Genomic DNA, 26627 nt, shown 5'->3' on the forward strand with positions numbered 1-26627 from the left:
CCAGCGAAATGGTACGTAACCGTTGGCATTCAACAGTTTTCGTGCCGGACGCGCCCACCCGGCACCGGCCGGGCGGGCGCCACGTTCTGCCGTAGAGTGGCACGGTGCTGACAGCTTTCTGGTACGGCCTGGGTACCGCGGTGCCGCTGTTCGCCGGTGCCCTGATGGGGCTCCGGTGCGACCTGCCCCGTCCGCTGCTTGCGGCCCTGATGGCGTTCGGTGCCGGAGCCATGGTCTCCGCGGTGTCCACCGAATTGTTCGCGCCCGCCTTCGCGGACCAGGGCCTGTGGTCCGCAGGCGGCGCGCTGCTGCTCGGTGCCGTGGTGTACGTCGTCGCCGACCGGTTGATCGAGCGCCGGCTCGGCGCCGCTGCATTGGGGTGGGCGCTGATGCTCGGGGCGTTGCTCGACGGGATCCCGGAGAACGCCGCCCTCGGGGTGACACTCGGCGGTGCCGGTGCCGGCGGGATGGTACTGCTGGTCGCCATCGCCGTCGGCAACGTGCCCGAGGCGGTCGCCGGTGCCGCGTCGATGCGCTCGAACTTCGACCGGCGGAAGGCCGTGCTCATCTGGGGCATCACGGCGGCGCTGCTGGTGGTCGTGGTGGTCGTCGCGACGGCGTATGCCGACTCGCTGCCCCCCGCGGGGATCTCGCTCATCCAGGCCTTCGCCGGTGGCGCGACGATCGCGGTCCTCGCCGATTCCCTGATGCCGGAGGCATACCGGGAAGGTGGCTGGTGGGTGGGAATATCCACCGCCCTCGGATTCCTCGTCGCGTCCGCTCTGGGCGGGTGACGTCGTCGCCGGCATCCGAACCCGTCCGTTTCACCGCCGGCGAGCAAGGTAGAGGAACGTGTGGCACGACGTCGGCGGTGGCCGTTGCGCGACGGCACGCACCTCGCGGCGGGCGGGCCGCCGGTCGCCGGGCTCACCGGCTGCCGCCGCACGCTGCCCGCCCCGACCCCGATGCTCGACTACCTCGACGCCGAACACGAGAGCATGCGTTGAGCCGCGGCGCGGAAGTGGAAGAACTCACTCGTAGAAGGCGTGCAGCCGGTGCAGGAGCTGCATCACGGAAATCCACACCGTCAGTTCGATAATCTCCGGCGGCGCAAGTTCCTTCGTGGCAGCGGCGACGACCTCCGGGGTGATCTGCGCGGGGCTGCTCGATGCGGCCTCGGCGTAGGCGAGGGCCGTGTCGGTGTGCACGTCGAGCCCGGCGCGGCTCCCGGCGAGCTGTGAAGTGGTTGCGCCGGCATATTCGGCCAGATTGCGCGCCGATCTCGCGAGCGCCTCGTCCTCGACTGCGTTCGCGTACACGAGACCGGCCAGGTGCTTCGCGCGCAACCCGAGCCGGCTCTGCTTCGGGTCGGTGTTGGCACCGAGGACGGCGGCGAGTGCGCGAATCGCCCGGCCGTGTGACAGGTGCGCCAGGATCGGGAAGTCGTGGCCCGTCCGCTGGCGGAGATGAATCCCGACTGCCGGCCAACTGTGTGGCACACCGGACGTCCAGTGCTTGTCGGCGCGGATCACCGACGGCAAGACCGGCAACAAGCCGAGCAGGTCCACAAACCTGTCCGGTTGCGGCTTGGTCGGCGTTACGGTGGCTGCCGGTATCGGCAGGTGTTTTCCGGCCGTCCAGCCCGTTGGACCGATCACCTCGTCGGCGAGGGCCAGCATGCTCTCTTCGAGCGGAATGCCCACAGTGTCATTGAATTTGTTCAAGAAGCCCATCACCGCGACTGCGAGCACCAACCACTCCGCGTCCGCCGGAGAAAAGGAATCGCGCAGTGCATCCCGCTGCGCCGGGGTCAGCGACCCGGGAACGCGTCCGAGTCCCTCGGCGACGTCGAGCGCGGACCGCTCGGCACTGCTGTAGCCACCCGACGCCGGCCCCCGGCCCACGATCCGCACAAGATCACCCTCGTCGGCCCCACGCCGGAGCGCGAACGCGCAGCAGTGTGATGCGCAGTATGCGCACCCCGCTGCGCGGCTGGCCGTGTACATGGCGAGGCCGACCGTCGCCTTGGGGGGTCCGAAACCGAACAGCAGGAAGGGCAGGTTGAGGAAGTTGGGTACGAGCACGTTGTACGTGCGCATCCCGATCGGCCAGATCTCCAAATACGCGGCGGCATTCGGCGCTACGCCGAGAACCTTCCGGACCATTGCAAACTGCGCACCGTATCGGCGTTGCAGGGTCACCATGTCCACGGACGATCCGTGCAGCGCCTGAGCGATTGTCCCGGGCGAGGACGTCACGAGGCGAATCGTACCGCCGACACCGACCGCGGTACCAGGTCCGCGCACGCCGGCGAAGGTCGAGGAGTTCGTCGGCCCGGCGTTACGCCGCCGAACACGCCCTCCGCCCCAGGCTGCGGCCTGACTCACATGACCGACCGAAGCGGAGTGCCTCCTCGGCCCATGCCCGCCGCGGATGCCATGATCGTGGCCATGGCACCGACGTTGAACCTCGTGGGCGATGCCGACGCCGATGCGTTGCTCGCCGCCGATCCGCTCGCCCTGCTCATCGGGATGCTCCTCGATCAGCAGGTTCCGATGGAGATCGCGTTCGCGGGACCGAAGAAGCTCGCCGACCGCCTCGGTGGTCTGGACGTGTACCGCATTGCCGACGCCGATCCGGACGAGTTCGCCGCGATCTGCGCCCGGCCGCCGGCCGTGCACCGGTTTCCCGGATCGATGGCCAAGCGGATCCAGGCGCTGTGCGCCGAGGTCACGGACCGCTACGACGGCGACGCGGCAGCACTGTGGACGAGCGGCGACCCCGACGGCAAGGAGGTGCTGAAGCGCCTGAAGGCCCTGCCCGGCTACGGCGACCAGAAGGCCCGGATCTTCCTGGCTCTGCTGGGCAAGCAGATCGGGGTGCGGCCGGAGGGCTGGCGGGAAGCCGCGGGGGAGTACGGCGAGGACGGGTCGCGGCGGTCCATCGCCGACGTCGTCGACGCGCAGACCCTGCAGGAGGTCCGGGAGTTCAAGAAGGCGTCGAAGGCGGCCGCGAAGAAGAAGTGAGCCGCGCTAGAGCGCGATCGGCGTCTATGGGGAGCGGCACCCACATGGACACCCACCATGTCGCGGCAACGACGAATGTGAGTGGCCAATTGGTAATGGGGTTCGGCGCACCGGCGCCGGTTACCGGAAGATCCGATTGTCTCGGTGGATTCCGCTTCGTCATCGCCGTGCCGGCCGTCCCAGCCTGCGGGACGAGTTCGCCGGATGTCTCCGTGCGTGGGCTCAACTACGGATAAGTCTCCACTTCTGCTGTCTCCGAGGAACGTCGGACATTGGAGTATCGCCGGAGCTGCGCCACCGTCCGCCACTACCTACGGCCACGGCGTAAGGTCGGAGCCGCCCCGCTCGGAAGGTCGGCGCCGAAGGTCCGGCGGATCGTGTCTTTCGAGGCTGCGCTCCGATGACCTGACCGCCGACGAGCAGAGCGGGCTCGAGCAGGTCCTCGCCGGCTGCCGGCATCTCGAGGTCACCGTCGCCCAGGTCACCGTCGCCGCCGAGGTGCTTCATCGACGGCCCAGGCGAGAGTCTGGGACATGGGGATGGCTGCGGTCTCCAGCGGATGACCTGCCGCACCCTGCACCCCGTGGTCCGTGGCCTCGAAACTGATCACCACGGGTGCCGCACCGGGGAGGGGTCTTGTCGACAGGTCCGAAGCGGTCGACGGCGCTGTCGACTGCGTACGGCGATATCCTGAGGGCACACCTCACCAGGTGGGTGCACAGAGAAGCTTGCGCTGGTCGGGCCGTCGGGACCGGTGCGCGGGAGTAGCGAGTCGACGGAGTGAGTAGCTCGTACCGATGGGTGCCGGAGATCCGCGCGATACGCAGAGATACCCACCGCCTCCGGCCGCGGAGTTGGCCGACGCCGGGTTCGACGACGTTCAGGAGATCGGCCGCGGCGGGTTCGGCGTGGTCTACCGCTGCACCCAGGCGGACCTGGATCGCACGGTGGCGGTGAAGGTACTCACCGTCGACCTCGACGAGGAGAACCGGGCACGGTTCCTCCGGGAGCAGCGGGCGATGGGGCGGCTGACCGGGCACCCGCACATCGTCCCCATCCTGCAGGTCGGCACCACCGCCAGCGGCCGGCCCTACCTGGTGATGCCGTACCACCCGCAGGGTTCCCTCGACGCGCGACTCCACCGGCACGGGCCGCTGCCGCTGGATCAGGCCCTGCGGCTCGGGGTGAAGATGGCCGGGGCGCTCGAGGCCGCGCACCGGCTCGGCATCATGCACCGCGATGTCAAACCGGCGAACATCCTGCTCACCGAGTACGGCGAACCGCAACTGGCCGACTTCGGCATCGCGCACATCGCCGGGGCGTTCGAGACCGCCACCGGCGCCGTCACCGGATCGCCCGCCTACACCGCGCCGGAGGTGCTGGCCGGGGATCCACCGAGTCCGGCCGCCGACGTCTACGGACTCGGCGCCACCGTGTTCAGTGCGCTGACCGGCCACGCCGCGTTCGAACGCCGCAGCGGGGAGCAGGTGGTCGCGCAGTTCCTGCGGATCACCACGCAACCGGTGCCGGATCTGCGCGAGCACGGGATCCCCGACGACGTGGCCGACACGATCGCCCGGGCGATGGCCCGCCAGCCCGGTCGGCGTCCGGCCACCGCCGCCGCCTTCGGGACCCAATTGCAGCAGCTGCAACGCAACCACGACCTCCCGGTCGACGACATGGCCCTACGCGCCGAACCCGACGCAGAGGCCGAGGTCGACTCGGAGGCCGGGGACCCCGGGCCGGTGCTGAGCGGCCGACGCCGGACCACGGCACCCACCACGCCGGGCACCACCGGCAGTCTGCCCCTGGAGCGGACCAGTTTCGTCGGCCGCCGGCACGAGCTCACCGAGGCGAAGAACCTCCTGACCGGCTCCCGGCTGGTGACGTTGACCGGAATCGGCGGAGTCGGCAAGACCCGCCTGGCGATGCGCGTCGCCGCGGCGGTGCAGCGCGACTACGCCCAAGGGGTGCGCCTGGTCGAACTCGGGGAGCTGCACGACCGCGCGTCGCTGCTCGACGCGGTGGCCGCCGCAGTGGGGCTGCGGGACCAGTCGGCGCGGCCGATGCAGGAAGTGCTGCTCGAATTCCTCGCCCCGCGGCAGGTGCTGGTGGTGCTCGACAACTGCGAGCACCTGATCGACGCGGTCGCCGACCTCGCCGACCTGCTGCTGCGAACGTGTCCTCGGCTGCGGATCCTGGCCACCAGCCGCGAACCCCTGGTCCTCGGCGGAGAGGCGGTGCTCGCCGTCCCCCCGCTGACGGTCCCGGATCCACAGCAGCCACCCTCGATGCGGACGTTGCCCCGATACGAGGCGGTGAAAATGTTCACCGAACGCGCCGCGGCCGCCGTGCCCGGTTTCGCGCTCACCGAGAACAACGCGGCGACGGTGGCACGGATCTGCCACCGGCTCGACGGGTTGCCCCTGCCGATCGAGCTGGCCGCGGCCCGGCTGCGGGCGCTCTCCCCCGTGCAGATCCTCGAGCGGCTCACCGACCGCTACACCCTGCTCACCCGCGGCAGCCGGGGTGCGCCGACGCGGCAACAGACGCTGCGGTGGTGTATCGACTGGAGTTTCGAGTTGTGCACCGCCGTCGAGCAACGGGTGTGGGGTCGGGTGGCGGTGTTCGCGGGCAGCTTCGACCTCGACGCCGCGGAGCAGGTGTGCGGTGCAGATATGGCCGCGGGCGAGGTGCTCGACACCCTGACCGCCCTGGTGGACAAGTCGATCCTGATCCGGGAGGAGGCCGGGTCGGTGGTGCGGTTCCGGATGCTCGAGACGCTGCGCGACTACGGCGTCGAGAAGCTCGAGCAGTCCGGCGAGGACATTGCCGTGCGTCGCCGGCACCGGGACTGGTACGAGGCGTTGGCGCGCGCCGCGGAGGCCGAGTGGATCAGCGCCCGCCAGCTCGACTGGATCGCCCGACTGAAGCGGGAACAACCGAACATTCGCGAGGCACTGGACTTCTGCGTCAAGGACGATCCCGTCGCCGGACTGCGCATCGCTGCCGCACTGTTCTCGTTCTGGAGCTCTCAGAGCCTCTACAACGAGGGGCGGCGCTGGTACGACCAGCTGCTCGCCCGCCAGGACGGCCCACCCATCCTCGAACGGGCCAGGGCGCTCTACTGTGCCAGCGTAATGGCCAACGTCCAGGGCGACTTCCACGCCGGGACCACACTCGTCGAGCACGCGCGCACGCTCGCCGCGCAGACCACCGACCCTCTGGCGCGCGCGTTGGTTTCCTTCGCCGACGGAAGGCTCGGACTCCTCAGCGGTGATTTCGAACATGCCCGTTCTCACCTCGAATCCGCACTTGCACAGTTCAGTGAACGCGGCGATCGGACGCTCGAGGTGACTGCGCTGACGGCACTCGGGACGGCCTATGGGCTGTCCGGCCTGAGAGAGGAGGCACTCGAATGCCATGAGCGGGTCCTCGCGATCACGACAACGCACGGCGAGACGGTGCATCGATCGTATGCGCTGTGGGCCTTGGGAATTATCCTGTGGCAGCAGGGTAATACAAGTCGTTCGGCGCAGTTTCTCGAGGAATCACTGGAGCTGTCCCGGCAGGTGCGCAGTCCCCACATCGTTGCAGCCTCCCTCGAGGCGCTGGCCTGGATCAGCGTCGACCAACGCGATGCACGTCGGGCTGCGGTTCTGATGGGAGCTGCGGACGGGTTGGCGCAGGCGATCGGCAGTTCCCCGATCATTCACTCCCATCTGGTTGCTTACCACGAAGAATGTGCCCGCAAGACCCGGCAGAAGCTCGGGGGCGACGCCTTCAGCGCGGCCTACCGCCAAGGTGAGCAATTCGGCTTCGACGCGGCCATCGCCTACGCCTTGCGCGAGCACCCGCCAGTCGACTCCCCGCCCGGCACCGAGGCGTCGGCGCGACTGACCAAGAGGGAACGCCAAGTCGCCGACCTGATCGGCGAAGGCCTGACGAATCAGGCCATCGCCCGTCGCCTGGTGATCTCCCCTCGCACGGCACAAGGCCATGTGGAGCACATCCTGGCCAAACTCGGATTCACCTCCCGGGCCCAGGTCGCGGCTTGGGTCACCGAGCAGACGCACGACTAAGTGGCATGTCAGGAAAACCTGGACCGAGTAATGCGGCTGCACGGTCCAGGATCGTTGGGGCGGAACAATTCGTCTTCAGATCGGCGCGGGATTTCGCCAGCGTGTAGGAACGATGGCGGCGTGTGGTCCGCATGGTCTTGGTGAACAGGTCCGTCCAGCGCGAAGGAGCGCGGAGCCTCACACTGAAGTCGTTGATCACCACATACAACTTCTTTCCGGGTCGGAGTACTCGCACAGCCTCGAGGAAGTCGCGGAACTCGCAGGGACGTTGCGTGGACGGACCGGTAGTACCTGACAGTCCCAAACACCGCGCTTCCCAGCTCTTGTAAGGACCGATCGGTATGCACCGGACTGTGCCGCGAAAGGGATGTGTGAGCGGTAACTTCTGCAGTATTCGACGGTGAACTTTGCACTCCACTGCCGTGAATGAATGCAATCGACACAGAATAGTGCTGTGAAATAATCGCTTTCGGTGTTGGTCATGTCGCGGCAACCGATACTTGGCGGGACACGGAGGCCGATGACTCCGCCCCTAGGGACGTTCGGGCAGTGCGAAAAGGTATGCCGGAGTGCGGCCGTCGGCCTTCATTTCGTACCGACCAGTTTCCTTCCTCTGAAAAAATAGGTATGCCGCTAGGTATTACGGCCGTCGCCTGGCCGCGACAGGCGGGCCATGGTGTGACATGTCTCACCAGATCGACCGAAGGTCCATCCGATGCACTACCGACACCGATCTCCGGTGACCCGAGCCCACGGTCACCACACAGCGATCCATTGGTCCACTGTTCGCGTCGACGCCCAGGCGGAGGTGTGCGGCGTTCTCGGGCGGGGATCGCCGGTGGTCTTCGTTCCCGGATGGGGATTGACGCCTTGGATCTACCGTCACGCCTTGGCCCGGCTTGCCCGGAGCTGTCGGGTCTACGCCCCGGCGATCCCCGGGTTCGCCGGAGTGCCGGACCGTCCCCTCGACAAGCGGACCCTGGCGGACGGCGCAGCCTGGCTCGGACGGTTCCTCGGCGCTGCCGGACTCGGTCCGGTCACCCTGGTCGGGCACTCGTTCGGCGGGGCGCTGGCGATCCGGGCCGCCCACGATCTTCCGGATCGGATAGCGCGACTGGTTCTCGTCAACTCCGTCGGGGCAGGAGCGTGGCCGGACGTCAATGGTGCGACGCCCCCGCACGGTGACGGACCTCTGTGGGAGCGGGGCGCTGAGGCTCTGGGGGACGCGCTGTCGCTGCGGATGCTCGCCTCGACCACACGGACTCGTCCCACCACTACCAGTCGCCACGACGTCGGTGATCCGGGAAGCGTGGGGCGCACGGACCCCACCGCCCGGGGTGGGGACCTGACCGCTGAGCTGCACCGGCTCGCGCAACGACGTCTACCGGTAGCGCTGGTGTGGAGCCGGGGCGACCGCCTGGTCCCGTGGGCGAGCGTCGAATCGCTCCGCGCGGGCCTGGGGGGACCGCCGGTGTTCACCGTCGCGGGTGGACACGGGTGGCCGATCACCGACCCGGAGTGTTTCGGTCACACGATGCGCACCGCCTTGGACCGGCTCCCCACCGAGGTGGCGTCGTGAGCACCGGTCTCGCCCGTCGCGGACGCGAGACCACCCGATTCGGCAAACTCGTCATCTGGAAGTGCCAGGGCTGCGCCGCGGTGCTCGCACCCCTGACCGGGCGCTGTCCCTCGTGCGGCGCCCGCACTCTCGAACCCATCTCCTCGGCCGGCGCGGGAGTGATCGTCTCGTGCCGGGTCGTCGATCGCACCCCCGACCCGGTGTGCGGCGCGCCCTGCCCGTCGATCATCGCCATCGTCGCACTCGACGAGGGCCCCTGGGTCTATTCGTGGATCGACGGCGACGTTCCGGTGCCCACCGAGCGGCCGGTACGGGTGCGGTTCCGGTCCACGCAGCCAGGCGAGCGATTCCCGATCTTCGTACCCCGCGACTCCGAGTGACCACCGCTCCTGTCTGCACTTGAAAAGCATTGCTGAACAACAGTATTGGGAGGAGACATGAAGGGGGTCAACTCCTCGCCGAAGTTTGTGTCGTTGCCGTCCCTGTTTCGTGACGCAGGGCCCGACCTGGGTCGGACAGCGTCTCGTCATCGACCGCTGGTGGACAGCAATTTCCCTCCGGCACGACACGATGTACGCGTCCGGAAGGGGCGGCCGTCCCGGGCGTGATGCCGACGAGAGGCCGACAGTCGAGTTTGTTTGCGATCTGGGCGTCCCGTCGGCGACGTGTTCTCGGTGACGCCGCCACGCTCGTACCGACGGCGCCGACGTCCCGGCATCGCCTCGATGGCACCCGCGCCGTCCGAAGCGCAGTGCATCGCAGTGAAGAGGCGCGACGAAGAGCTCTGCACTACGCGGACGGCTGCCGCCCTCGTCGAGGATGCCGGCAGGCCCCGAGCGGTGCCTGGTGGTCTCGACCGTGACCGGACACGGTATCGGCATCGGCCGGGGCGCATGGAACCCACGATCGGGAGCAGCATGGCGATCGAGAGGCGAACACATGCCCGCACTGACGAAAAGCACTTAGCAGTCAGGTATGCCAGGTTTCGGGCTTGGGATGTTCCCGCGGGGCACGCGCGTGCTCCTGGTGGCGGATCCCGTCGAGTGCGACTTCCCACCGAACGAGGGCAGTACCGATATCCCTGAGCGCCCCGCGGGAGGGAAGGTCCGGCGTAAGGCGCGGATCGATGCATGGTGCCGCCGGATCGTGGCCTGGGGGAGCGGCTTACCCCAGGTCTCGTCGCTGGTTCTCGATGCGCCACCGATCGCCACCGCGGCCGCACACGCCGACCCACCACGGCGTTCGGGCACACCCGACGATCGCCTCTGCACCCTGTGAGCATGGCTCACGGGCTGTGCACCGGATCGGAGTTTCGTCGGGCCCCGGGACCCGTTCACCCCTCGTACCGGCTGATTCTCGGCAGGAACCCGGGGCGGCCGAGCCTAGTACCGGCGGGCCGCGTAGAACGGCATCGAGTCCAGTGGTGCCTGTTTCACCGACTGCCCGGCGGTGGGGGCGTGGACGACCGTGCCGTTCCCGGCGTAGAGCCCGACATGCTGCGCTCCGTTGAACAGCACGAGATCGCCGGGCTGCAGGTGTGCCCGATCCACCGGTTGTCCCCCGTCGAGCTGGTCGTAGGTGGTGCGCGGCACGACGACGCCGACCTGCTGGTACGCCCACTGGACCAGACCCGAGCAATCGAACGCATCCGGCCCCGCCGCAGCCAGACGTACGGTGCGCCGATCTTCGACTCGGCCGCGGCGAGCGCCCGCGCACCGTGGGTCGACGGCGACGGCGGCAGTGAGGGTGCCGTGTCGGGGAGGGGCGCAGGGTGGGGAACCGGGAGGGGTGCAGGGGTGGGCGCAGGAGGAAGCGCCGGCGTGTGGGGGAGGTCGAACGTTCCGATCCCGGGAATCGTGATCGGCTCCGCTGCGGCAGGAGACGCCGGAAGCAGGCATGCTGCCACCGTCACACCCCCGGCGATCAGCAGTCCTGTGGTCGAGACCTGCTGGCGGTTGCCCCGACGCACTCTGTGCTTGGACATGAAATGGAGTCCTTCGTGTCATACGGTGTCCGAGGGATCCAGGTGCCGCTCGGACGGAACACTCCATAACATTCCGGTCACGAACGAGGCGGACAACGGCCGATCGGCCCATACACCTACCTGGTTCGGTGATGCGGGTAGATCACAAGCGGGCCTACCTCCCGGCACCGGCGGCCGGGTCACCCACGCTGAGATATGTCGCCGCCCCGGAACCCGTCACGCCGGAATCGGTCGGTGAGTCGGCGGGCGCGGGTCCCACTCCGGTCCCGAAACCGCATGCTATGCGGGGCATCCCGGTGTCTTCTGGGGGCGTACCGCACCGGGTGCCCGGGCCGGGACCATGGACCGGATGAAGTGGCCGATCTCGGCGATGGCCCGCCGGGATTCGGGCAGCAGATCGGCCGCGGCCTGGAACACGTGCACCTGGCGGTCCCAGATCTGCAGCTCGCAGTAGCTGCCGGCCTCGGTGAGCCGGTGGGCCATGGTTTCGGCGTCCGGCAGCAGCAGCTCGTCCGACCCCACCTGGATCAGCGTCGGGGGCATGCCGCGCAGATCGTGTTCGATCGGGCACAGCCGGGCCCGGGCGTAGGGGCTGGTCGCCCGGTGGGCTTCGAGGCGTCGGGCGAGTCGGGACAGTTCCGCCGCGGCGGTGGCGGGCAGCAGGGCGCACCGGTCCGCGTTGGGGTGGGCCAGTTTGCGGGCCGGATCCAACTCGGTCAGCGGGGAGAGCGTCACAACGGCTGCGGGGGCGGGCAGGTGCGCGTCACGGAGCCGCAGCGGCACCATGAACGACAGGTAGCCGCCGGCGGAGTCGCCGGCGATCACGATCTGCTCGGGCCGGTAGCCGGTGGCCAGGAGCAGCCGATACCCGTCGATGCTGTCGTCGATGGCGTCGTCGATCGTATGGGTGGGCAGCATCCGGTAGTCGACCATCAGCACCGGTGCATGTGCCTCGGCGGAGATGCGCGAGACGAGGCGCCGGTGCGTGCGCAGGCCACAGCACAGAAACGCGCCGCCGTGCAGGTAGAGGACGACGCGGTCGGCACCGACGTCGCGGGCCTGGACCCAGAGCGCGCCGCAGTGCGGGAGCGTCGCGGGTCCGCACCGGGTGCCCTCGATCGGCGGCAGCAGGTTTCCGACGGATTCGATCAGGTTGGTCGGCCACGGCAGCCCGGACGCGCGCGCCCACAGGGAGAGCACAGGGCGCAGGGTCAGCTGGAGCGATCGCGCCAGCAGTTGCGCCTGCACGCTGGCTCCGGGGAAGTGCCTCCCACGCACCTGGGTGGGGCGAAGGGGGACTCCTGGCCCGTGCGGTGCGGCGCATCCGTCGAGATCGCCGGGTTCCGACGGTGGGGTGGTCGTCACGATGGTCCTCACATCAGTTCGTTCTTGCGCCGCCGGACGGGTCGGGCACGTGTGGGCCGGGGGACTATGCACGCTGCCGAGGTGGAGTCCGAGTCGGCGTGCACATATCTGTTGAGGCGTCGGCACAACGGCGGTGCCGACGTCGGGGTCTGGACACGGTGCCGGTCCGGGGGCGCACGCACCGACGACGACTGCCGGGGCGATCGCGGCATCTGCCCGGTCGGCGCCCAGCGAGACCGGACGTACTGTTTCGGAGCATCGCGGTCTCGCCGGCCGGTGGGTCCGCTCGCGGCGTGGGGCGTGCTGCAGACCGCTCTGCCGCGGGGAGCGCTCATGCATACCGGGCCGCGGCCCGGACGGAGCCGTCGTGTGCAGTTCGGTCCAGTGCGTTCCACGCGGTCCGGTAGCGCTTGTCGGTCATCTCGTCCGCGTCCGCGAGCAGGGCGTTGAGCAGGGAGGAGGGATTGTTCTGCCAGCAGCGCACCGCCTCGGCGAGGGCGCGGTTGGTGAACAGACCCGAGCGGGCCAGCGCAACCCGCCACTCGTCGAAGTCGCCGCGGTGGATCTGTTCGACGGTGTCGTAGTCGAATCCCTCGGCGACGAAATCGCGGGAGAACGCCGCCGTGACATAGTCCCCCCAGCCGGACGATTCTGCCGTCATCGGTGCGGGCCCCTTTCGTGCAGTCCACGCGCCGGGTCCATTCCGAAGGGCGACGACGAACGGTGTCGGCGCCACCAGGGAACCCGGCCTGCGCAGTGTGTGTCAGGGCGTATCGTTGCCCGCCGTGGGGCCCGAGGGCATCGGCCGAACGACCCGGAGGGATACCTGTTTCTCGCCGACGGAACTCTCGACCGGGGTGGGCGGCGGATCGTTCGCCCGCCCGAGGCCGGTTGGGTGCGCCCGCGGACCCGGAGGGAGCAGACAGGTGACACCGCCATCGACGGCCTGGGGGCGACAGCTGTCCCTGCCCCCCGTTCATCACCACGGGCGGTCGCGATGAGGTGGGTGCTCCCGGCATTCCGCAGTGTGCACGTGCCGAAACCTCTCGAGGACCACCGGTTTCGGCTCGACGCGAGGCTTGCACCACGCGGACGGCGGCCACCCTCGTCGAGGATGCCGGCAGGCCTCCGGGCGGTGCCCGGTGGTCTCGGCCGTGACCGGACACGGTATCGGCATCGGCCGGGGCGAGCAGACCTGACCGACGCGCAGTGGGCGCGGTTGGCTCCGCAGCTGCCCCGGGGAGAGAAGGCGGGCCGCCCGCCGAAATGGACGAAACGCCAGCTCATCGACGGCATCCGGTGGCGGACCCGCACGGGCACCCCCTGGCGGGACGTCCCGGCCCGGTACGGACCGTGGCAGACGGTGTACGGGCTGTTCCGGCGCCGGCAGCGCGGCGGAGTGTGGGCACAGATCCTGACGGCGTTGCAGGCACTCGCCGACGCTGCCGGCGCGATCGTGTGGGACGTCGGCGTCGACTCGACCATCGCGCGGGCGCACCAGCATGCGGCCGGGGCCCGCGGGGACGGCGATCAGCAGATCGAGAGCCACCCGGCGGGGTGGAGACCGAACCGGAGGATCACGCGTGGGGACGGTCGCGTGGTGGGTGGACCACCAAGACCCATCTGGCCTGCGAGCAGGGCCGCAAACCGTTGTCGAGCGTGGTCACCGCCGGTCAGCGGGGGCAGTCCGCAGTTCACCGCGGTTCTCGACGGGATCGGTGTGCCGCGGACCGGCCGCGGTCGGCCGTGTACCCGGCCGGATCGTGTGCTGGCCGACAAGGCATACAGCAGCACCGGAAATCGCGCCTACCCGCGTAAACGCGGTATCCGCGCGACCATTCCGGTCAAGTCCGATCAGGCTGCCCACCGGACGCGGAAGGGGTCGTCCGGTGGACGTCCGCCGGAGTTCGACACCGAGCACTACAAGCAGCGTCATGCTGTCGAGTGCGGTATCAACACGCTCGAGCAGAACCGCGCGGTGGCAACCAGATACGACAAACTTGCGGTCCGCTATACCGCCACCGTCCGAATCGCCGCCATCAATCAGTGGCTCCGGCCCGACCGCTGATGAAACACGCCCTAGTGCTCGTCGTCGCCGGGCACGGCGTCTTCCCGTGCCTGGGACGGGAAGACCGAGTGCAGCGGATTGACCCCGCCCATCGCCCCGTGCCCGGGCACGCCGTGTTCGTAGGCGGATTCGGCGTGCAGGGCCAGGTCGATACCGGACGCCTCGTCCTCCTTGCTGACCCGGAAGCCGAAGGTGCGGTCGATCAGCTTGCCGAGACCGAAGGTCACGCCGAAGGCGTAGAACCCCACCACCAGTACCGCGAGGACCTGCTTGCCGAGCTGCGCGAAGCCGCCGCCGTACAGCAATCCTTCCGGACCGTCGGTCATCACGGCGGTCGCGAGCACGCCGACGAGAACGGTGCCGACGATGCCGCCCATCAGGTGCACGCCGACGACGTCGAGCGAATCGTCGTAGCCCAGGCGGAACTTCCAGCCCACGGCGTACGAACAGACGATGCCGGCCACCGCGCCGACGACGAGCGCACCGAGAACATCGACGGTGCCGCACGCGGGGGTGATCGCCACCAGGCCGGCGACGACGCCCGAGGCGGCGCCGAACGTGGTGGGGTGCCCGTCGCGGCGCTGTTCGACGAACAGCCACCCGAGCATGCCGGTGCACCCGGCGACGAGCGTGTTGAGGAAGACCGCGGCGGCCTTGCCGTCGGCGGCCAGGGCGGAGCCGGCGTTGAATCCGAACCAGCCGAACCACAGCAGGCCCACGCCGAGCAGGACGATCGGGAGGTTGTGCGGCCGCATGGACTCGGAACGGAATCCCAGCCTTGGTCCGAGCACCAGTGCCAGGGCCAGACCGGACGCTCCGGAGACGGTTTCGACGACGAGTCCACCCGCGTAGTCGAGCACGCCGAGCCGTGCGATCCAGCCGTCGGGTCCCCAGACCCAGTGGGCGACAGGGACGTACACGAGCAGTGCCCAGACAGGCACGAACAGCATCCAGGCGGAGAACTTGGCCCGGTCGGCGATCGCCCCGCTGACGAGGGCGGCGGTGATGATCGCGAAGGTCAATTGGAAGGTGGCGAACAGGAGTTCCGGTACCTGGCCGTGGACGGTGTCGGGCCCGATACCGCTCATCCCCAGGTGTGCGAATCCGCCGAGCACTCCGCCGCCGAGATCGTCGTCGAAGCTGAGCGTGTAGCCCGCGACGAGCCACGTGACCGTGACGAGCGGGATCGACACGAAGCTCATCATGATCATGTTGAGGACGCCGGTGGAGCGGACCATCCCGCCGTAGAACAAGGCGAGACCCGGGGTCATCAGCAGGACGAGGGCGGTGCTCGCCAGCAGCCACGCGGTGGCCCCGGCGTCGATCGTGGGTGACACGGCAGATTCTCCTCACGCGCACGGTTCTCGGTGCGCCGGGTATCCACGATGTGCCGGTCCGGTTTCTGCCACGCGGCGCGGGTGTTGCGAGCGAGTTACGGAAACGGTCATTTCGGACAAGTGGCCGCGAGGGAGTCCCGGTAGCCGCGCACGGGCGGTGCCGCAGAGCGGTGTTCGCGAGGTTCGCCCGCTACGGGACCGACGAGGTCGGCGGCCGGGGGCTCAGGTCTTCTTGCGGGGCGATCGGCGTCGTTTCGGGGCCGGCTCGGACTCCGGGATGTCTGCCGGACGGCCGGTCAGCGCCTCCACGACGGCGGCGAGATCCTCCGAGGACAGCTCGGGGGTCTCCTGCGGGGTGCGGCCCGCCGTGGCGGAGCGTGCCCTCGTTGCTGCGGTGTCGTCCATCGGTGTCCCTCTCGTCGCTCGGCGGCGTTCCCCGGATGACCGCCACGCTCACCGCACGCGCCATCCACCCGGCCAGCATGCCGGAAAGGTCCCGTTTTCGCAGCGGATGACGGCCGACACGCCCGGCGCGGATTCGGCCCGTGCAGCGCAGCGGCCTCCCGTGCCCCGGAACGGGGCGACGGGAGGCCGCTGCGCGTGTGGTGACTGGTCGGCGAGATTACCGGTGGTGGACCGTGCGGCGGCCGGTGACAGCCTTGACCAGGAACAGCAGGATCACCGCACCGAGGAGGCAGGTGAGGAAGCTGAAGATCAGGCCGCCGCCCGCCACATCGACACCGAAGAGCTTGAGCAGGAAGCCGCCGAGCAGACCGCCGATGACACCCACGACGATGTTCAGCAGGATGCCCTGTTGCTCGTCGGTCTTCATGATCTTGCTACCGATCCAGCCGGCGAGGCCGCCGATGATGATCCACCCGATGATTCCGAGTCCGAGCACGCTCCACTTCCCTTCGTTCGGGAATCTCGTCGATCCCCTCCGGTCTTCACCCGCCGTCGCCGGCGTGGTCACGACTTCGGTTACCCCGTAGAGCGAGGGACTACACCTCGGCGGAAAATTGTTCTCGTTCTGCGCCTTCCGCCGAGGTCCGTCAGCTGCAGTCCCGGCAGCGTGTCGTGCCGTCGTCGGACGGCGCGAGCCTGCTGTGGTGGTGGACCAGGAAACAGCTGTCGCAGACGAACTCGTCGTTCCGCCGGGGGACGACCGGGGCGGTGAGCTCCTCGCCGGACAGGTCGGCGCCGGGGAGTTCGAAGAACTCGGCGATGTCGCCGTCGTCCGGCTCCACGGTCTCGCTCACCGCCGGAAGCGTCGGGGCGGTCAGCTCGTCCGTGTCGAGCTCTTTACGGGTGTCGTAGTCGAGTGTCATGACCCTCCTCAGTCCTGGTCGCCGCCCGGCGACGGCACCAGCCGCGCGGTGCGATGTCTTCTTCGTGTCACCTTCCGGCGGGTGCCGGTGAGGGCGACGCCGGGCCGTGATCGCCCTCCTGTACCCGGACCGGGGAGATACCAAACCACTGTGCCGGAACCGGTGGGCGATCCAGGCCGGCCGTCCGACCGGACGGGTGGTCTCGCCGCGCGCGGGCCCCGGCTATCCGGTGTTCGGGATGGGCCCGACGGATGCGCCCGAGGTTCCGAATTCCTCGATCACGTCCCACAATTCGTCGTCTGGGCCGATGTCGTAGGTGCAGGAGTCCGGCCGGGGATCGGGGACGAAGGCCCAGAGAAGCGCCCCGGCGGTGCCGGCCGTCTTCTGTCCCTCGATTTTCGTCGCGATGTGCTCGGCGCGGTCGGCCGTGGCCCCGCACCAGCCCGCCGGCTCGCCGATCTCGGCCACCAGCAGCGGCTTGTCGATCTGCTGGGCCTGGGCGATGCGGCGCGCCAGGCCGTTCCACTGGTCGCCGGGCAACGGGATCCCGTCGGCGCCGTAGTCGTGGTACTGGACGACGTCCACGAAGGGGGACGACCCGACCAGCGCGTACTCGTCGCCCTGTGTGCCGCACTGCCCGCCGCCGGTGAGCCCTGCGGTGATCAGGGTGCGGGGATCGATCGCGCGGACCTGCGCCCCCGCCGTGTCGAAGAACCCGCGCAGGACGGCCGCCGCGTCCGGCGGGCACTGCCGCAGCCACCACGAGCACGCCGCGTCGGTGCACATGCTGGTCTCGGGTTCGCCGACGAGTTCCCATGCAGCCAGCGCCGGGGAGTCCTTCCACCGCGTCACCGCCGTCGTCACCCAGTCCCGGAAACTCAGCACGGCGCGCTCGTGATCGACCGGCTCCGTCCATCCGTCGACATACCACTGCCGGTCCTTGAACGCCTCGTCCTCGCACGCGCCGTCCTGGGCGGCAAGGACCGGGATCACGAGTTGACCGTGGGCCTCCGCCGCGGCGAACACGGCGTCGAGCGGGCCGAAGTCGAGTTCGCCGGTGAACCGGTCGACGGCCAGGGCCTGGAAGGCGTTGAAGCGGGTGAGCGAATGCGATGGCAGCGCGCCGAAGTACGCATCCAGATCGACCATGGCGCCGCAGCCCCAGTTCACCGCCCAGTTCGTGCCCAGTTGGTAGGCGTTGAAGCCGGTCGGCCACCAGGGCTGCCCGTCGAGCCGCAGCGCCGTGCCGTCGGTGGTGACCCGCGCGCCCGGATCCGGATCGGCGGCGGCGGTGCCGGCCGTGCCGATCGTCGCCGCGGCGACGATCGAGAGACCCACCGCCCACGCCTTTGCCGTGCTCCCCGATCCCATGGAGGAACTGTACTGGCGCGGAGCCGGATCGGCTGCGCATGCGAACCGCGCGACACCGCCGCGTTAGCACTCAGGCTCGGTGAGTGCTAATCTGTGCTGCGTAGCAGCCGGGCCGACGAGTGAGGTTGATCCAGGAGTAGATGCCGTGTCCCGTATCTGTTCCCGGTCGCATCGAGCGGTGGTCGCCGAACCGTTCACCCATCCCGGAATTCTTGTCCTGCAGAAGGTTCCGTACGACCCCGCCACCGGATGCTGCGCACCCTTCCGCCATCGCCGACGAGGATCCGAAAGACCATGTCCGTCCTGCAGACTCCCTTCCGCTCCGGACCGCACCGTTCCCGCCTCGAACTCCCCGCGCTGTCGACGCTGCGTGAGGCGGTCGAGGACCAGGGGGCCGATCTGGCGCTGATGCTCGGCGCCCTGTCGATCGTGACCTTCTGGACGTTCGGCTTCGGGATTCTGCTCGGTGCGGCGGCCATCGGGACCGGCATCGCCGCCACCCGCCGGCCCGCCGTGTTCACCGACGAGGAGAAGTCCCTCGACGCTCTCGTCGGCATGCTCACCGGCATCTTCGGCATCCTCGCGGGCGTGGTGTTCCTCAGCTGGGCGCTGCCCAACCTCTGAGGCACCTGCCTCGGTCAGCGAGGCGCGGACGCCGGCGCGGCCATGAAGCGGTGGAGGAAGGCCTTCACCGAATCCGGTGTCACCGTCGACGCCGCCGCCATCGCCTTGGACATGGGGGAGCTGGCCACCACCTTCCGTTTGCCCTTCAGCATCGCCTCGTAGCCCTTGCGGGCGACCTTCGCAGGGTCGTCCTTGGGGCCGCGGGCGATCGGGGCGTCCGCCATCCCGGCCTTGCGGAAGAACGGGGTGTCGGTCGCTCCGGGCATCAGCGCGGTGACGGTGACCCCGGTCCCGCGCAGCTCCTCGTGCAGCCCCTCGGAGAACGACTGCAGGAACGACTTGGAGGCGTTGTAGACGACCTGGTACGGGCCGGGCATCTCCGAGACCACCGACGAGGTGATCAGCACGCGCCCGGTGCCGCGCCCGGCCATGCCGTCGAGGACGTACTTGGCCAGATGCACGGTCGAGCGCACGTTGACGTCCACCACCTCGAGCTGGTCGTCGAGTCCGGTGTCCACGAACAGGCCACCCTGGCCGGTGCCGGCGTTGAGCGCAGCGGCGGCCAGTGGCCGGCCGGTCGCCGTCACGGCGGTGCACACCTCCTCCACGCCCGTCGCCGTCCGGAGGTCGGCGCGCACCGGAATCACGGCGGCGCCGGTGGCGGCGAGAGCGCGGGTGGCGTCGTCGAGGGCATCGGAGCGGGCCACCAGGATGAGGTCGTATCCGTCCCGGCCGAACAGTCGGGCGAGTTCCAGGCCGATGCCGCTCGACGCTCCGGTCACCAGGGCCAACGGTCGTGTTTCGGTCATGGCCCCGGATACCCGCATCACTCCGCCGCAACCACGCGGCCGGGGTGTCGGTCGGCGCCGGTAGTCTCGGCGCGTGGCCCTCTACCGTAAGTACCGACCGGCGACCTTTGCCGAGGTGGTGGGTCAGGAGCACGTCACCGAGCCCCTGAGCATCGCCCTCGACGCAGGTCGCATCAATCACGCGTATCTGTTCTCGGGCCCGCGCGGCTGTGGCAAGACCTCCTCGGCCCGGATCCTGGCCCGCTCCCTGAACTGCGCGGAGGGCCCCACGTCGACCCCGTGCGGGACGTGCCGGTCCTGCGTGGCGCTCGGCCCCGGCGGTGGCGGCAACCTCGACGTCATCGAGCTCGACGCCGCCAGCCACGGCGGCGTCGACGACACCCGCGAACTACGCGACCGTGCCTTCTACGCGCCGGCCGAGTCGCGGTACCGCATCTTCATCGTCGACGAGGCCCACATGGTCACCACGCAGGGCTTCAACGCCCTGCTCAAGATCGTCGAGGAGCCGCCGGAGCACCTGATCTTCGTGTTCGCCACCACCGAACCGGAGAAGGTGCTGCCGACGATCCGCTCGCGCACCCACCACTACCCGTTCCGGTTGCTGCCGCCCCCCGTCATGCGCGGGCTGCTCGAGAAGATCTGCACGCAGGAGAACGTGCCGGTCGAGGACGCCGTCTACCCCCTGGTGATCCGTGCGGGCGGCGGTTCGCCGCGCGACTCGCTGTCGGTGATGGACCAGCTCCTCGCCGGCGCCGGCGAGGAGGGCGTGACCTACAGCCGTGCACTCTCGCTGCTCGGCGTCACCGACGTCGCCCTCATCGACGAGGCCGTGGATGCCCTCGCCGCCGGCGACGGTGCGGGTCTGTTCGGGACCGTCGAGAAGGTGATGGATGCCGGCCACGACCCGCGACGGTTCGCGGTCGACCTGCTCGAGCGGCTCCGAGATCTCATCCTGATGCGATCGGTGCCCGACGCCGCCGATCGCGGTCTCGTCGACGCCCCGGGCGACGTGCTGGAGCGGATGCGGGAGGAAGCCGACCGGATCGGTCCCGCCACCCTGACCCGGTACGCGGAGATCGTGCACTCCGGTCTGGGAGAGATGCGCGGTGCCACGGCCCCGCGCCTGCTCCTCGAGGTGATGTGCGCGCGGATGCTGCTGCCCGCCGCCTCGGGTTCGGAATCGGCTGTGCTGCAACGCCTCGAGCGTCTCGAAAGTGGGATCGCGGCCCCGCAGGGCGCCGCCCCGCGGGCCGTCGCTCCGGCGCCGGCCGCGCCCACGCCGCCGATCGCCCCCGACGAGCCGGCCGCCCGTTTCCAGCGACCCTCGCAGCGACGAGCCGCACCGTCCTCGGTCGCGCCCGTCCCCGAGCCTGCGGCCGAGCCGGCCCCCGTTCCACCGGCGGAGTCACGACCGGCCGCCGCGGCGCCGGCGCCCGTGCCACCGCCGACGCCCGTGCCACCGCCGACGCCCGCCCCACCGGCGCGCGAACCGGAGCCTGCACCGCGCCCCGTCGTGCAGGAACCGGAGCCTGCACCGCGCCCCGTCGTGCAGGAACACGAGCCGCCCGCGCCGGAACCCCAGCCGGAGCCGGCACCGGAGCCGGCGCCCGCACCGGAGCCCGCCCCCGCCGCCGGGCCCGACGCCGCCGCCGTCCGCGCGGTGTGGTCCGAGGTCCGTACCAAGGTCCGCGAGCGCAGCCGCACCGTCGAGGTCATGCTGTCCGGCGCCACGGTCCGCAGCGTCGAAGCGGGCCGCATCGTGCTCGGTCACGATTCGGCCCCCCTGGTCAAGAGGCTCGTCGAACCGCGCAACGCCGCGGTGATCGCCGATGCCCTGCGGGCGGTGTTCGGGGTGGACTTCGAGGTGACCTGCGTGCAGGGCGCTGCGACACCCCCCACCGCCGCGAAACCGGCCCCGGCGCAGGCGGGGTCGCGCCCTTCCGGTCAGCCTCGGTTCTCCCGGCCCAGCCAGGCCCGGCAGGCCCAGCCCGCCCCGCAAACGCGCGTGACGTCCCCCGGCGCGCCCCCGGTTCCGTCGCGTCCCGAGGTCGACGACATCCCGCCGCCCGAGGCGCCGGACTACCCGGACGACCCCGGTCCCGAGCCGGACTACGAGCCGCCGCGGATCAGCCCCGCCGACGTCACCCCCGAGGACGAGGAAGAGATGTTCGCCGAGGCCGCCACCCCGGGCGACCCGTCGACGCGGCGCGAACCGGAGGACGTGGCGATCGAGTTGCTGCAGGACATCCTGGGCGCGAAGAAGATCAGCGAGTGAGCACGAAAGATCGGTAAGTTGACCGATTGTCGGCGTGATCGCCGGGTTCCTATGGTCGAGCCACCTCAACCGGAACCCCGCGATTCACGGAGACAACCATGACCGATACCCTTTCCTGGCTCAGTGCAGCCGAACTCGCGACCGACGTTCGCCGAGGACAGATCAGCGCGAGCGAAGTCGCGGCGCACTTCGTGCGGCGCGTGGACAACGTCAACCCGGCGATCAACGCGATCGTCGACTTCGATCGCGAACAGGTCCTGGCGGACGCGCGCGCACTGGATGCGAACCTGGTCGGCGGCGAGTCCGTCGGACCTCTGCACGGAGTGCCGTTCACGATCAAGGATCTGACGGCCGTGGCGGGCCGGCCCCTGACGTTCGGCATGGTGCCGATGAAGGACAACATCGCCGAGCACGACGCGGTGATCGTTCGGCGGCTGAAGGCCGCAGGCGGTCTCTACCTGGGCAAGACCAACACACCGGAGAGCGGGTACTACGGCGGCACGGACAACCACCTGTTCGGTCCTACCCACAATCCGTGGAAGCGCGGATACAGCGCGGGAGGTTCCAGCGGCGGAGCCGCCGCCGCCGTCGCGGCCGGTCTCGGCCCGCTGGCCGAAGGCAGCGACGGGGCGGGGTCGGTGCGCATTCCTGCGTCGCTCTGTGGCGTGGTCGGGCTCAAGCCCTCGACCGGGCGGGTGCCGCAGACCATTCTGGGTGGTCGCTTCTACCATTGGGCCTACCACGGTCCGATCACCCGCACGGTCGAAGACAATGCCCTCATGCTCGGTGTCGTCGCCGGACCCGACGAATCCGATCCGCTCAGTCTGCCGGCCTCGGACACCGACTACGTCGCCGAGACGAAGAAGGACATCGCCGGGTGGCGCATCGCGTGGTCACCGGATCTCGGCTTCGCAGAGGTCGATCCGGAGGTGGCGGCGATCTGCGCGCAGGCCGTTCGGGCGTTCGAGGACCTCGGTGCCCGGGTCGAGGAGGCGACGCCCGGCTGGGGAGACCCGGAAGAAGCGATGTGGCACGGCATCTGGGTTCCCGGTTTCGCGGCCGAACACGACATGATCGACTGGGACGAGTGGCAGGGCCAGGTCGACGACAATCTCGTCGAATTGATGCGTGAAGGAGAGCGTCTCACAGGTGTCGATGTCGGGCGGGCGGACCTGTTCCGTGGCCGGATGTGGGATACGTTCTCGTCGTTCATGCAGGACTACGACCTGCTGGTCTCGCCCACGCTGTGTGAAGCGGCCCATCCGCTGGGACAGTTCGCTCCCGGCCGGCTGGCGGGCACGGCTCTGCGCTCCCAACTGCTCGGCTGGCTGATGACCTATCCGTACAACATGCTGACGACCCCGGCCGTCACCGTCCCTGCCGGATTCACGTCGGACGGACGTCCGGTCGGACTGCAGATCGCGGGACGGCTCCACGCCGACGCTGCGGTACTGCGCGCAGCGGCGAACTTCGAACGCGCTCGCCCCTGGGCGGACCGCATCCCGGAACTGTGACCGGGCGGGGAAACGGGCACACGAGAGGGAAAATATCTGCCCGGTAACAGAATTCGGCTCCGCTGGACACGGGGTTCGACTATCGTCGAGCAATGGTCGTACCCGTGTTCAGTGGACTGGTCTCGGTGTTGCTGGGAGAGAACGCCGTCGACCGCATGGCCGGACTCACCCGGTACATGACCGATCAGCTCGACTGCGCGGCGGCTGCCGTGACACGCGTGGCGCGCGGTCGGCACGCGGTGGTGGCCAGCCGTGGCTACGACGACCGGACCCTGGACTACCTCGTCACCGATTTCGTCGACAAGGATCCGGGCATGCAGGCGGTTCGGGCCGAGCCCTCCGCGATACTGACCTGGCGGGACATCCCGTCGTATCGTCAGAGCTACTCGGTGCGCGAAGTGTTCGTCCCTGCCGGATTCTCCGAAGGCACCTCCGTCGTTCTGACGTCCCCCACCGGCGTGGCGGTGGGGGCTCTGCACGTCAGCGTGGCGCGCGATTCGGTTCCCCACGGGGTCAAGACGACGCTGAGCGATGCCCGGGAGTACGCCGCCTGGTCGGTGGACACGCTCACGCGGCAGGAAGAGGTGGCCCTCACCCCACGAGAACACGAAGTTCTCGAACTGGTGATCGCCGGCCTGTCCAACCGCGAGATCGCGCAGCGAATGCAGCTGTCGCGCAGCACGGTCAACACTCATGTGGAGCATCTGCTGCGCAAATTGAAGGCCCCCAACCGGGTCGGTGCGGTGGTGCGCGCGGTCCGGCTCGGTCTGGTGTCGAATCGGGATCCGTGGGCGCAGCCCACGTAGCAGCCCGCTCCGGGCCGGCGGAGGGATCCCGATATGGACGTCCCGTTCAGGTGAGCAGGGGCACGAGTTGCTGCGCGTGCTCTCGGAGTGAGTCGAGGTGGCGCAGCAGCAGGTGCTGGTGGTCGATGCTGCCGGACAGGACCAGGCCCGCGACGAGGGTGCCGGTGGCGGAGCGGACGGGAACGGCGAGGCACGCGGAGTCGTCGCGCAGTTCGCCGAGCTGGGTGGCGAAGCCCCGGTCGCGGATCTCCCCGAGATGACGGAGCAGGTCGCTGCGCACGACGATCGTGCGGCCGGTGAGGGCATGGGGTTCCCACCGGGGGAGGACGGTGTCGAGGTCGATCTTCTCGGCGAGCAGCAGCTTGCCGACGGCGCTCGCCTGGAGGTGCCGATTGAGGAGGGCCTCGTCGGCGCGGGGTGGATATTCGGGGTCGGCGTCGGCAAGGCGGAGCGCCGTGTCGGTGTAGTAGAACAGGTGGACGCCGAAGCGGACGGTCAGCCGAAGTTCGGTGAGAAGGTTACGTGCGGCTGTGCAGACGGTGGGGACGACCGCCGCGTCGACCAGTATGCCGATCTTGCGCCCGAGTGCGAAGCCGGACAGATCGGGTAGCCGGACGACGTAGCCTTCTCCGGCGAGCAGGTTCAGGAGCCGATAGGTGGTCGCCGGCGGCAGGGAGAGGTGTGCGGCGATGTCCTTGGCGGTGACCCCGGCCCCGGCCCGGGCGACTTCCTCGAGGACACGCAGGGCGCTGATCACCGCTTTCGGCTGCCGCCCCGACAGGGTTCCGTCCACGGGGCTCACCGCCGCACCTGCCAGGGGCGGTGCCGGCCGAGCAGATCGGCGGCGACGGTCTCGTCGTAGACGCCTATCCGGTCCGCGACGTCCGGGGCGCGCCGCACCCGGACCGCGAGCAGCGCGCCCCCGAGGAGCATCAGGACCGCGTACACGGCGGTCATTGCGCCCGCCACGTAGATCCCCGACGCAGCCGCCCACACGATCAGCGCCACCAGGCACGTGGCGGTGAGCGCGCCGATGACCAGCGGCAGGCGGGTCAGCTCGCCGATCCGGCGCAGGAACGCGGGCGTAGCGACGCAGAGGAGGATGTAGGCGAGGACGTACCCGTGCGCCGAGAGGGCCAGCAGCCCGATCAGGACGTCGCGGTTCGAGCCGGTCGCCGCCAGAAAGACGACGGGCACGACAACGACGACAGGCATCGCGACGGCCAGGGCGACGTGCGGCGTGTGGAACCGGGCGTGGGCACGGCCGACGACCGCCGGGGCGACCCCCTCGCGGCCCATCGCGAACAGGGTGCGCGACAGCGCGGTGGTGGAGCCCATGACGCACGCGAACCACGACGCGGTGATTCCGAGTTCCATCAGGACCGACAGCACCGCCGAGCCGCTCCCGGCGGTGTCCGGGAGGGTGAGCACGATCCGGAGCGAACCGACTCCTTCCCTGGCGGACTCCGGCAGCTGCATCGTCGCGGCGAACACGTAGAGCGCCGCGAGCACGACCGGCGTCCACCTGATCGCGCGCGGCACGCTGATCAGCGGGCTGTGGGCTTCACGTGCCACCGTTCCGGCGCTCTCGAAGCCGACGAACGAGGTGATCGCCAGCAGGAGCGCGAAGCCGATCGCGGATTCCGAACCGGTTCCGGTCGGCGCCGAGGGCGGGTCGCCGTCCCGGACGGACACGGCGAACGCGATCACCAGGACGACCGATGCGGCGACGATGGCGAACGCCTCGACGCCCAGCATGATGCGGGCGGAGAGCTGGACGCCGCGGACCATCAGCAGCAGCGCGACGGCGCCGACGACGCCGACGAGCACTGCACTCGTCGCCGCTCCGGCCGGCAACCCGATCCGTTCGAGCAGCGACGCCAGATAGCTCGCTGCCCCCACCGTGCTGGCCATGGCGGCGGCCGCGTAGCCGATCAGCAGCGACCATCCCCCGGCGAAGCCGAGGCGGGGGCCGAGACCCTTCACCGTGTAGCTGTACAAACCGCTGACCGCGACCATGCGGGTGGCGAACTGCCCGATGCAGTATCCGACGGCAGCCATCAGGACGGCCGCCGCGACGAACACCGGGATCGCCGCCCGCCCGGCTTCGGGGATGACGAGAGCCGGCAGGGTGACCATCACCGCGGACGGGGCGACGGCCGAGACGGACTGTGCGAGCACCTCGAAGAACGTGAGGCGTCCGCGCTCGAGGCCGGCCACCGGCGAACTACTTCGGATCTGTGGTGTACCGGACACCTTGCACCTGCTTCCACACTCGCCAGGGGACGTCGAGCGTCTGCCGCCGGACGATCCCGTGGGGTGCACGGTAGCGCAGGCACGCAGTGCGCTGCACCGATCGCACATCAATTTTCGGTCACTCGAATGAGAACGACGGGCCGTCCGGCGCCCGATCGGGCGGGGCCGGCGGTGCTCGTGCGGCCGTCACCTGGGCTGCGGTC

At 69.7% G+C, this 26627-nt stretch carries 22 protein-coding genes and 1 pseudogene; 11 read left to right on the forward strand and 12 right to left on the reverse strand.

Annotation, left to right across the window (positions count from 1 at the left end):
• Window positions 1–104: 104 nt before the first annotated feature.
• Window positions 105–794, forward strand: a complete 690-nt coding sequence (locus ISO16_RS19310; RefSeq protein ID WP_072634021.1) for a ZIP family metal transporter — start codon at window positions 105–107, stop codon at window positions 792–794.
• 60 nt (window positions 795–854) lie between these two features.
• Entirely contained in the window at window positions 855–1007 is a 153-nt protein-coding gene (locus ISO16_RS19315; protein ID WP_157127598.1) for a hypothetical protein, read from the forward strand.
• Window positions 1008–1031: 24 nt separating this feature from the next.
• Here ISO16_RS19315 and ISO16_RS19320 read toward each other — a convergent pair whose 3' ends face one another.
• A complete protein-coding gene (locus tag ISO16_RS19320) occupies window positions 1032–2258 on the reverse strand; it encodes a carboxymuconolactone decarboxylase family protein (RefSeq protein WP_139310934.1) in 1227 nt (408 codons plus the stop codon).
• Between the two features lie 192 nt (window positions 2259–2450).
• On the opposite strand from ISO16_RS19320, the gene ISO16_RS19325 reads away from it, so the two are divergent.
• The 4 genes from ISO16_RS19325 to ISO16_RS19340 all read left to right on the forward strand — a co-directional run bounded on the left by ISO16_RS19325 (window position 2451) and on the right by ISO16_RS19340 (window position 9067).
• Window positions 2451–3026, forward strand: a complete 576-nt coding sequence (locus tag ISO16_RS19325) for an HhH-GPD-type base excision DNA repair protein (RefSeq protein ID WP_072634032.1) — start codon at window positions 2451–2453, stop codon at window positions 3024–3026.
• Between the two features lie 797 nt (window positions 3027–3823).
• Window positions 3824–7108, forward strand: coding sequence for a protein kinase domain-containing protein (locus tag ISO16_RS19330; protein ID WP_072634023.1), 3285 nt, complete (start codon window positions 3824–3826; stop codon window positions 7106–7108).
• A gap of 739 nt (window positions 7109–7847) precedes the next feature.
• The gene (locus ISO16_RS19335) at window positions 7848–8687 is read left to right on the forward strand and encodes an alpha/beta fold hydrolase (RefSeq protein ID WP_442800801.1); all 840 of its coding nucleotides are present in this window, start codon (window positions 7848–7850) and stop codon (window positions 8685–8687) included.
• Entirely contained in the window at window positions 8684–9067 is a 384-nt protein-coding gene (locus ISO16_RS19340) for a Zn-ribbon domain-containing OB-fold protein (RefSeq protein ID WP_006943109.1), read from the forward strand. Before ISO16_RS19335 ends, ISO16_RS19340 begins: the two co-directional genes overlap by 4 nt.
• A 1002-nt stretch (window positions 9068–10069) precedes the next feature.
• On the opposite strand, the pseudogene ISO16_RS19345 reads toward ISO16_RS19340, so the two are convergent.
• The 3 genes and pseudogenes from ISO16_RS19345 to ISO16_RS19355 form a co-directional block, all read right to left on the reverse strand.
• A pseudogene (locus ISO16_RS19345) lies at window positions 10070–10671 on the reverse strand (C40 family peptidase).
• Between the two features lie 279 nt (window positions 10672–10950).
• On the reverse strand, window positions 10951–11919 hold the full coding sequence (locus ISO16_RS19350; RefSeq protein ID WP_072634025.1) for an alpha/beta hydrolase: 969 nt from the start codon (window positions 11917–11919) through the stop codon (window positions 10951–10953).
• Between the two features lie 448 nt (window positions 11920–12367).
• On the reverse strand, window positions 12368–12697 hold the full coding sequence (locus ISO16_RS19355) for a hypothetical protein (protein ID WP_072634026.1): 330 nt from the start codon (window positions 12695–12697) through the stop codon (window positions 12368–12370).
• 453 nt (window positions 12698–13150) lie between these two features.
• Here ISO16_RS19355 and ISO16_RS19360 point away from each other — a divergent pair, with 453 nt between their 5' ends.
• Entirely contained in the window at window positions 13151–14104 is a 954-nt protein-coding gene (locus ISO16_RS19360) for an IS5 family transposase (RefSeq protein ID WP_230304392.1), read from the forward strand.
• Between the two features lie 11 nt (window positions 14105–14115).
• On the opposite strand, the gene ISO16_RS19365 is transcribed toward ISO16_RS19360, so the two are convergent.
• From ISO16_RS19365 to ISO16_RS19385, 5 genes are all read right to left on the reverse strand, one after another.
• Window positions 14116–15441: an ammonium transporter gene (locus ISO16_RS19365; RefSeq protein WP_072634027.1), complete on the reverse strand. Its 1326-nt coding sequence runs from the start codon at window positions 15439–15441 to the stop codon at window positions 14116–14118.
• A 222-nt stretch (window positions 15442–15663) separates the two neighbouring features.
• Complete coding sequence (locus tag ISO16_RS19370) at window positions 15664–15846, reverse strand: hypothetical protein (RefSeq protein WP_029547113.1); 183 nt, start codon at window positions 15844–15846, stop codon at window positions 15664–15666.
• A gap of 217 nt (window positions 15847–16063) precedes the next feature.
• Window positions 16064–16342, reverse strand: a complete 279-nt coding sequence (locus ISO16_RS19375; protein ID WP_006943117.1) for a GlsB/YeaQ/YmgE family stress response membrane protein — start codon at window positions 16340–16342, stop codon at window positions 16064–16066.
• Between the two features lie 151 nt (window positions 16343–16493).
• Window positions 16494–16769 carry a DUF4193 family protein gene (locus tag ISO16_RS19380; RefSeq protein WP_006943118.1) on the reverse strand — a complete coding sequence of 92 codons (276 nt, stop codon included), beginning with the start codon at window positions 16767–16769 and terminating at the stop codon, window positions 16494–16496.
• Window positions 16770–16991: 222 nt separating this feature from the next.
• The gene (locus ISO16_RS19385) at window positions 16992–18140 is read right to left on the reverse strand and encodes a beta-mannosidase (RefSeq protein WP_072634028.1); all 1149 of its coding nucleotides are present in this window, start codon (window positions 18138–18140) and stop codon (window positions 16992–16994) included.
• A gap of 294 nt (window positions 18141–18434) precedes the next feature.
• Here ISO16_RS19385 and ISO16_RS19390 point away from each other — a divergent pair, with 294 nt between their 5' ends.
• Window positions 18435–18764 (forward strand): hypothetical protein, encoded by a 330-nt coding sequence (locus ISO16_RS19390; protein ID WP_072634029.1) that lies wholly within the window; start codon window positions 18435–18437, stop codon window positions 18762–18764.
• 14 nt (window positions 18765–18778) lie between these two features.
• Here the strand turns inward: ISO16_RS19390 and ISO16_RS19395 are convergent, their stop codons facing one another.
• Window positions 18779–19573: an SDR family NAD(P)-dependent oxidoreductase gene (locus ISO16_RS19395; RefSeq protein ID WP_044476307.1), complete on the reverse strand. Its 795-nt coding sequence runs from the start codon at window positions 19571–19573 to the stop codon at window positions 18779–18781.
• Window positions 19574–19646: 73 nt separating this feature from the next.
• Here ISO16_RS19395 and ISO16_RS19400 point away from each other — a divergent pair, with 73 nt between their 5' ends.
• The 3 genes from ISO16_RS19400 (at window position 19647) to ISO16_RS19410 (ending at window position 24168) form a co-directional block, all read left to right on the forward strand.
• Window positions 19647–21848 carry a DNA polymerase III subunit gamma and tau gene (locus tag ISO16_RS19400; RefSeq protein WP_072634030.1) on the forward strand — a complete coding sequence of 734 codons (2202 nt, stop codon included), beginning with the start codon at window positions 19647–19649 and terminating at the stop codon, window positions 21846–21848.
• Window positions 21849–21946: 98 nt separating this feature from the next.
• Window positions 21947–23362 (forward strand): amidase, encoded by a 1416-nt coding sequence (locus ISO16_RS19405; protein WP_075288587.1) that lies wholly within the window; start codon window positions 21947–21949, stop codon window positions 23360–23362.
• 92 nt (window positions 23363–23454) lie between these two features.
• Window positions 23455–24168 (forward strand): response regulator transcription factor, encoded by a 714-nt coding sequence (locus ISO16_RS19410; RefSeq protein WP_072634033.1) that lies wholly within the window; start codon window positions 23455–23457, stop codon window positions 24166–24168.
• 46 nt (window positions 24169–24214) lie between these two features.
• Here the strand turns inward: ISO16_RS19410 and ISO16_RS19415 are convergent, their stop codons facing one another.
• Both ISO16_RS19415 and ISO16_RS19420 read right to left on the reverse strand, forming a co-directional pair.
• On the reverse strand, window positions 24215–24970 hold the full coding sequence (locus ISO16_RS19415; RefSeq protein WP_029547119.1) for an IclR family transcriptional regulator: 756 nt from the start codon (window positions 24968–24970) through the stop codon (window positions 24215–24217).
• Window positions 24967–26388 carry an APC family permease gene (locus ISO16_RS19420; RefSeq protein ID WP_044476308.1) on the reverse strand — a complete coding sequence of 474 codons (1422 nt, stop codon included), beginning with the start codon at window positions 26386–26388 and terminating at the stop codon, window positions 24967–24969. The genes ISO16_RS19415 and ISO16_RS19420 overlap by 4 nt, the downstream gene beginning before the upstream one ends.
• Window positions 26389–26627 lie beyond the last annotated feature (239 nt).

It is taken from the genome of Rhodococcus sp. M8 (assembly GCF_015654185.1).
In the GTDB taxonomy this organism is placed as follows: Bacteria; Actinomycetota; Actinomycetes; order Mycobacteriales; family Mycobacteriaceae; genus Rhodococcus; species Rhodococcus aetherivorans.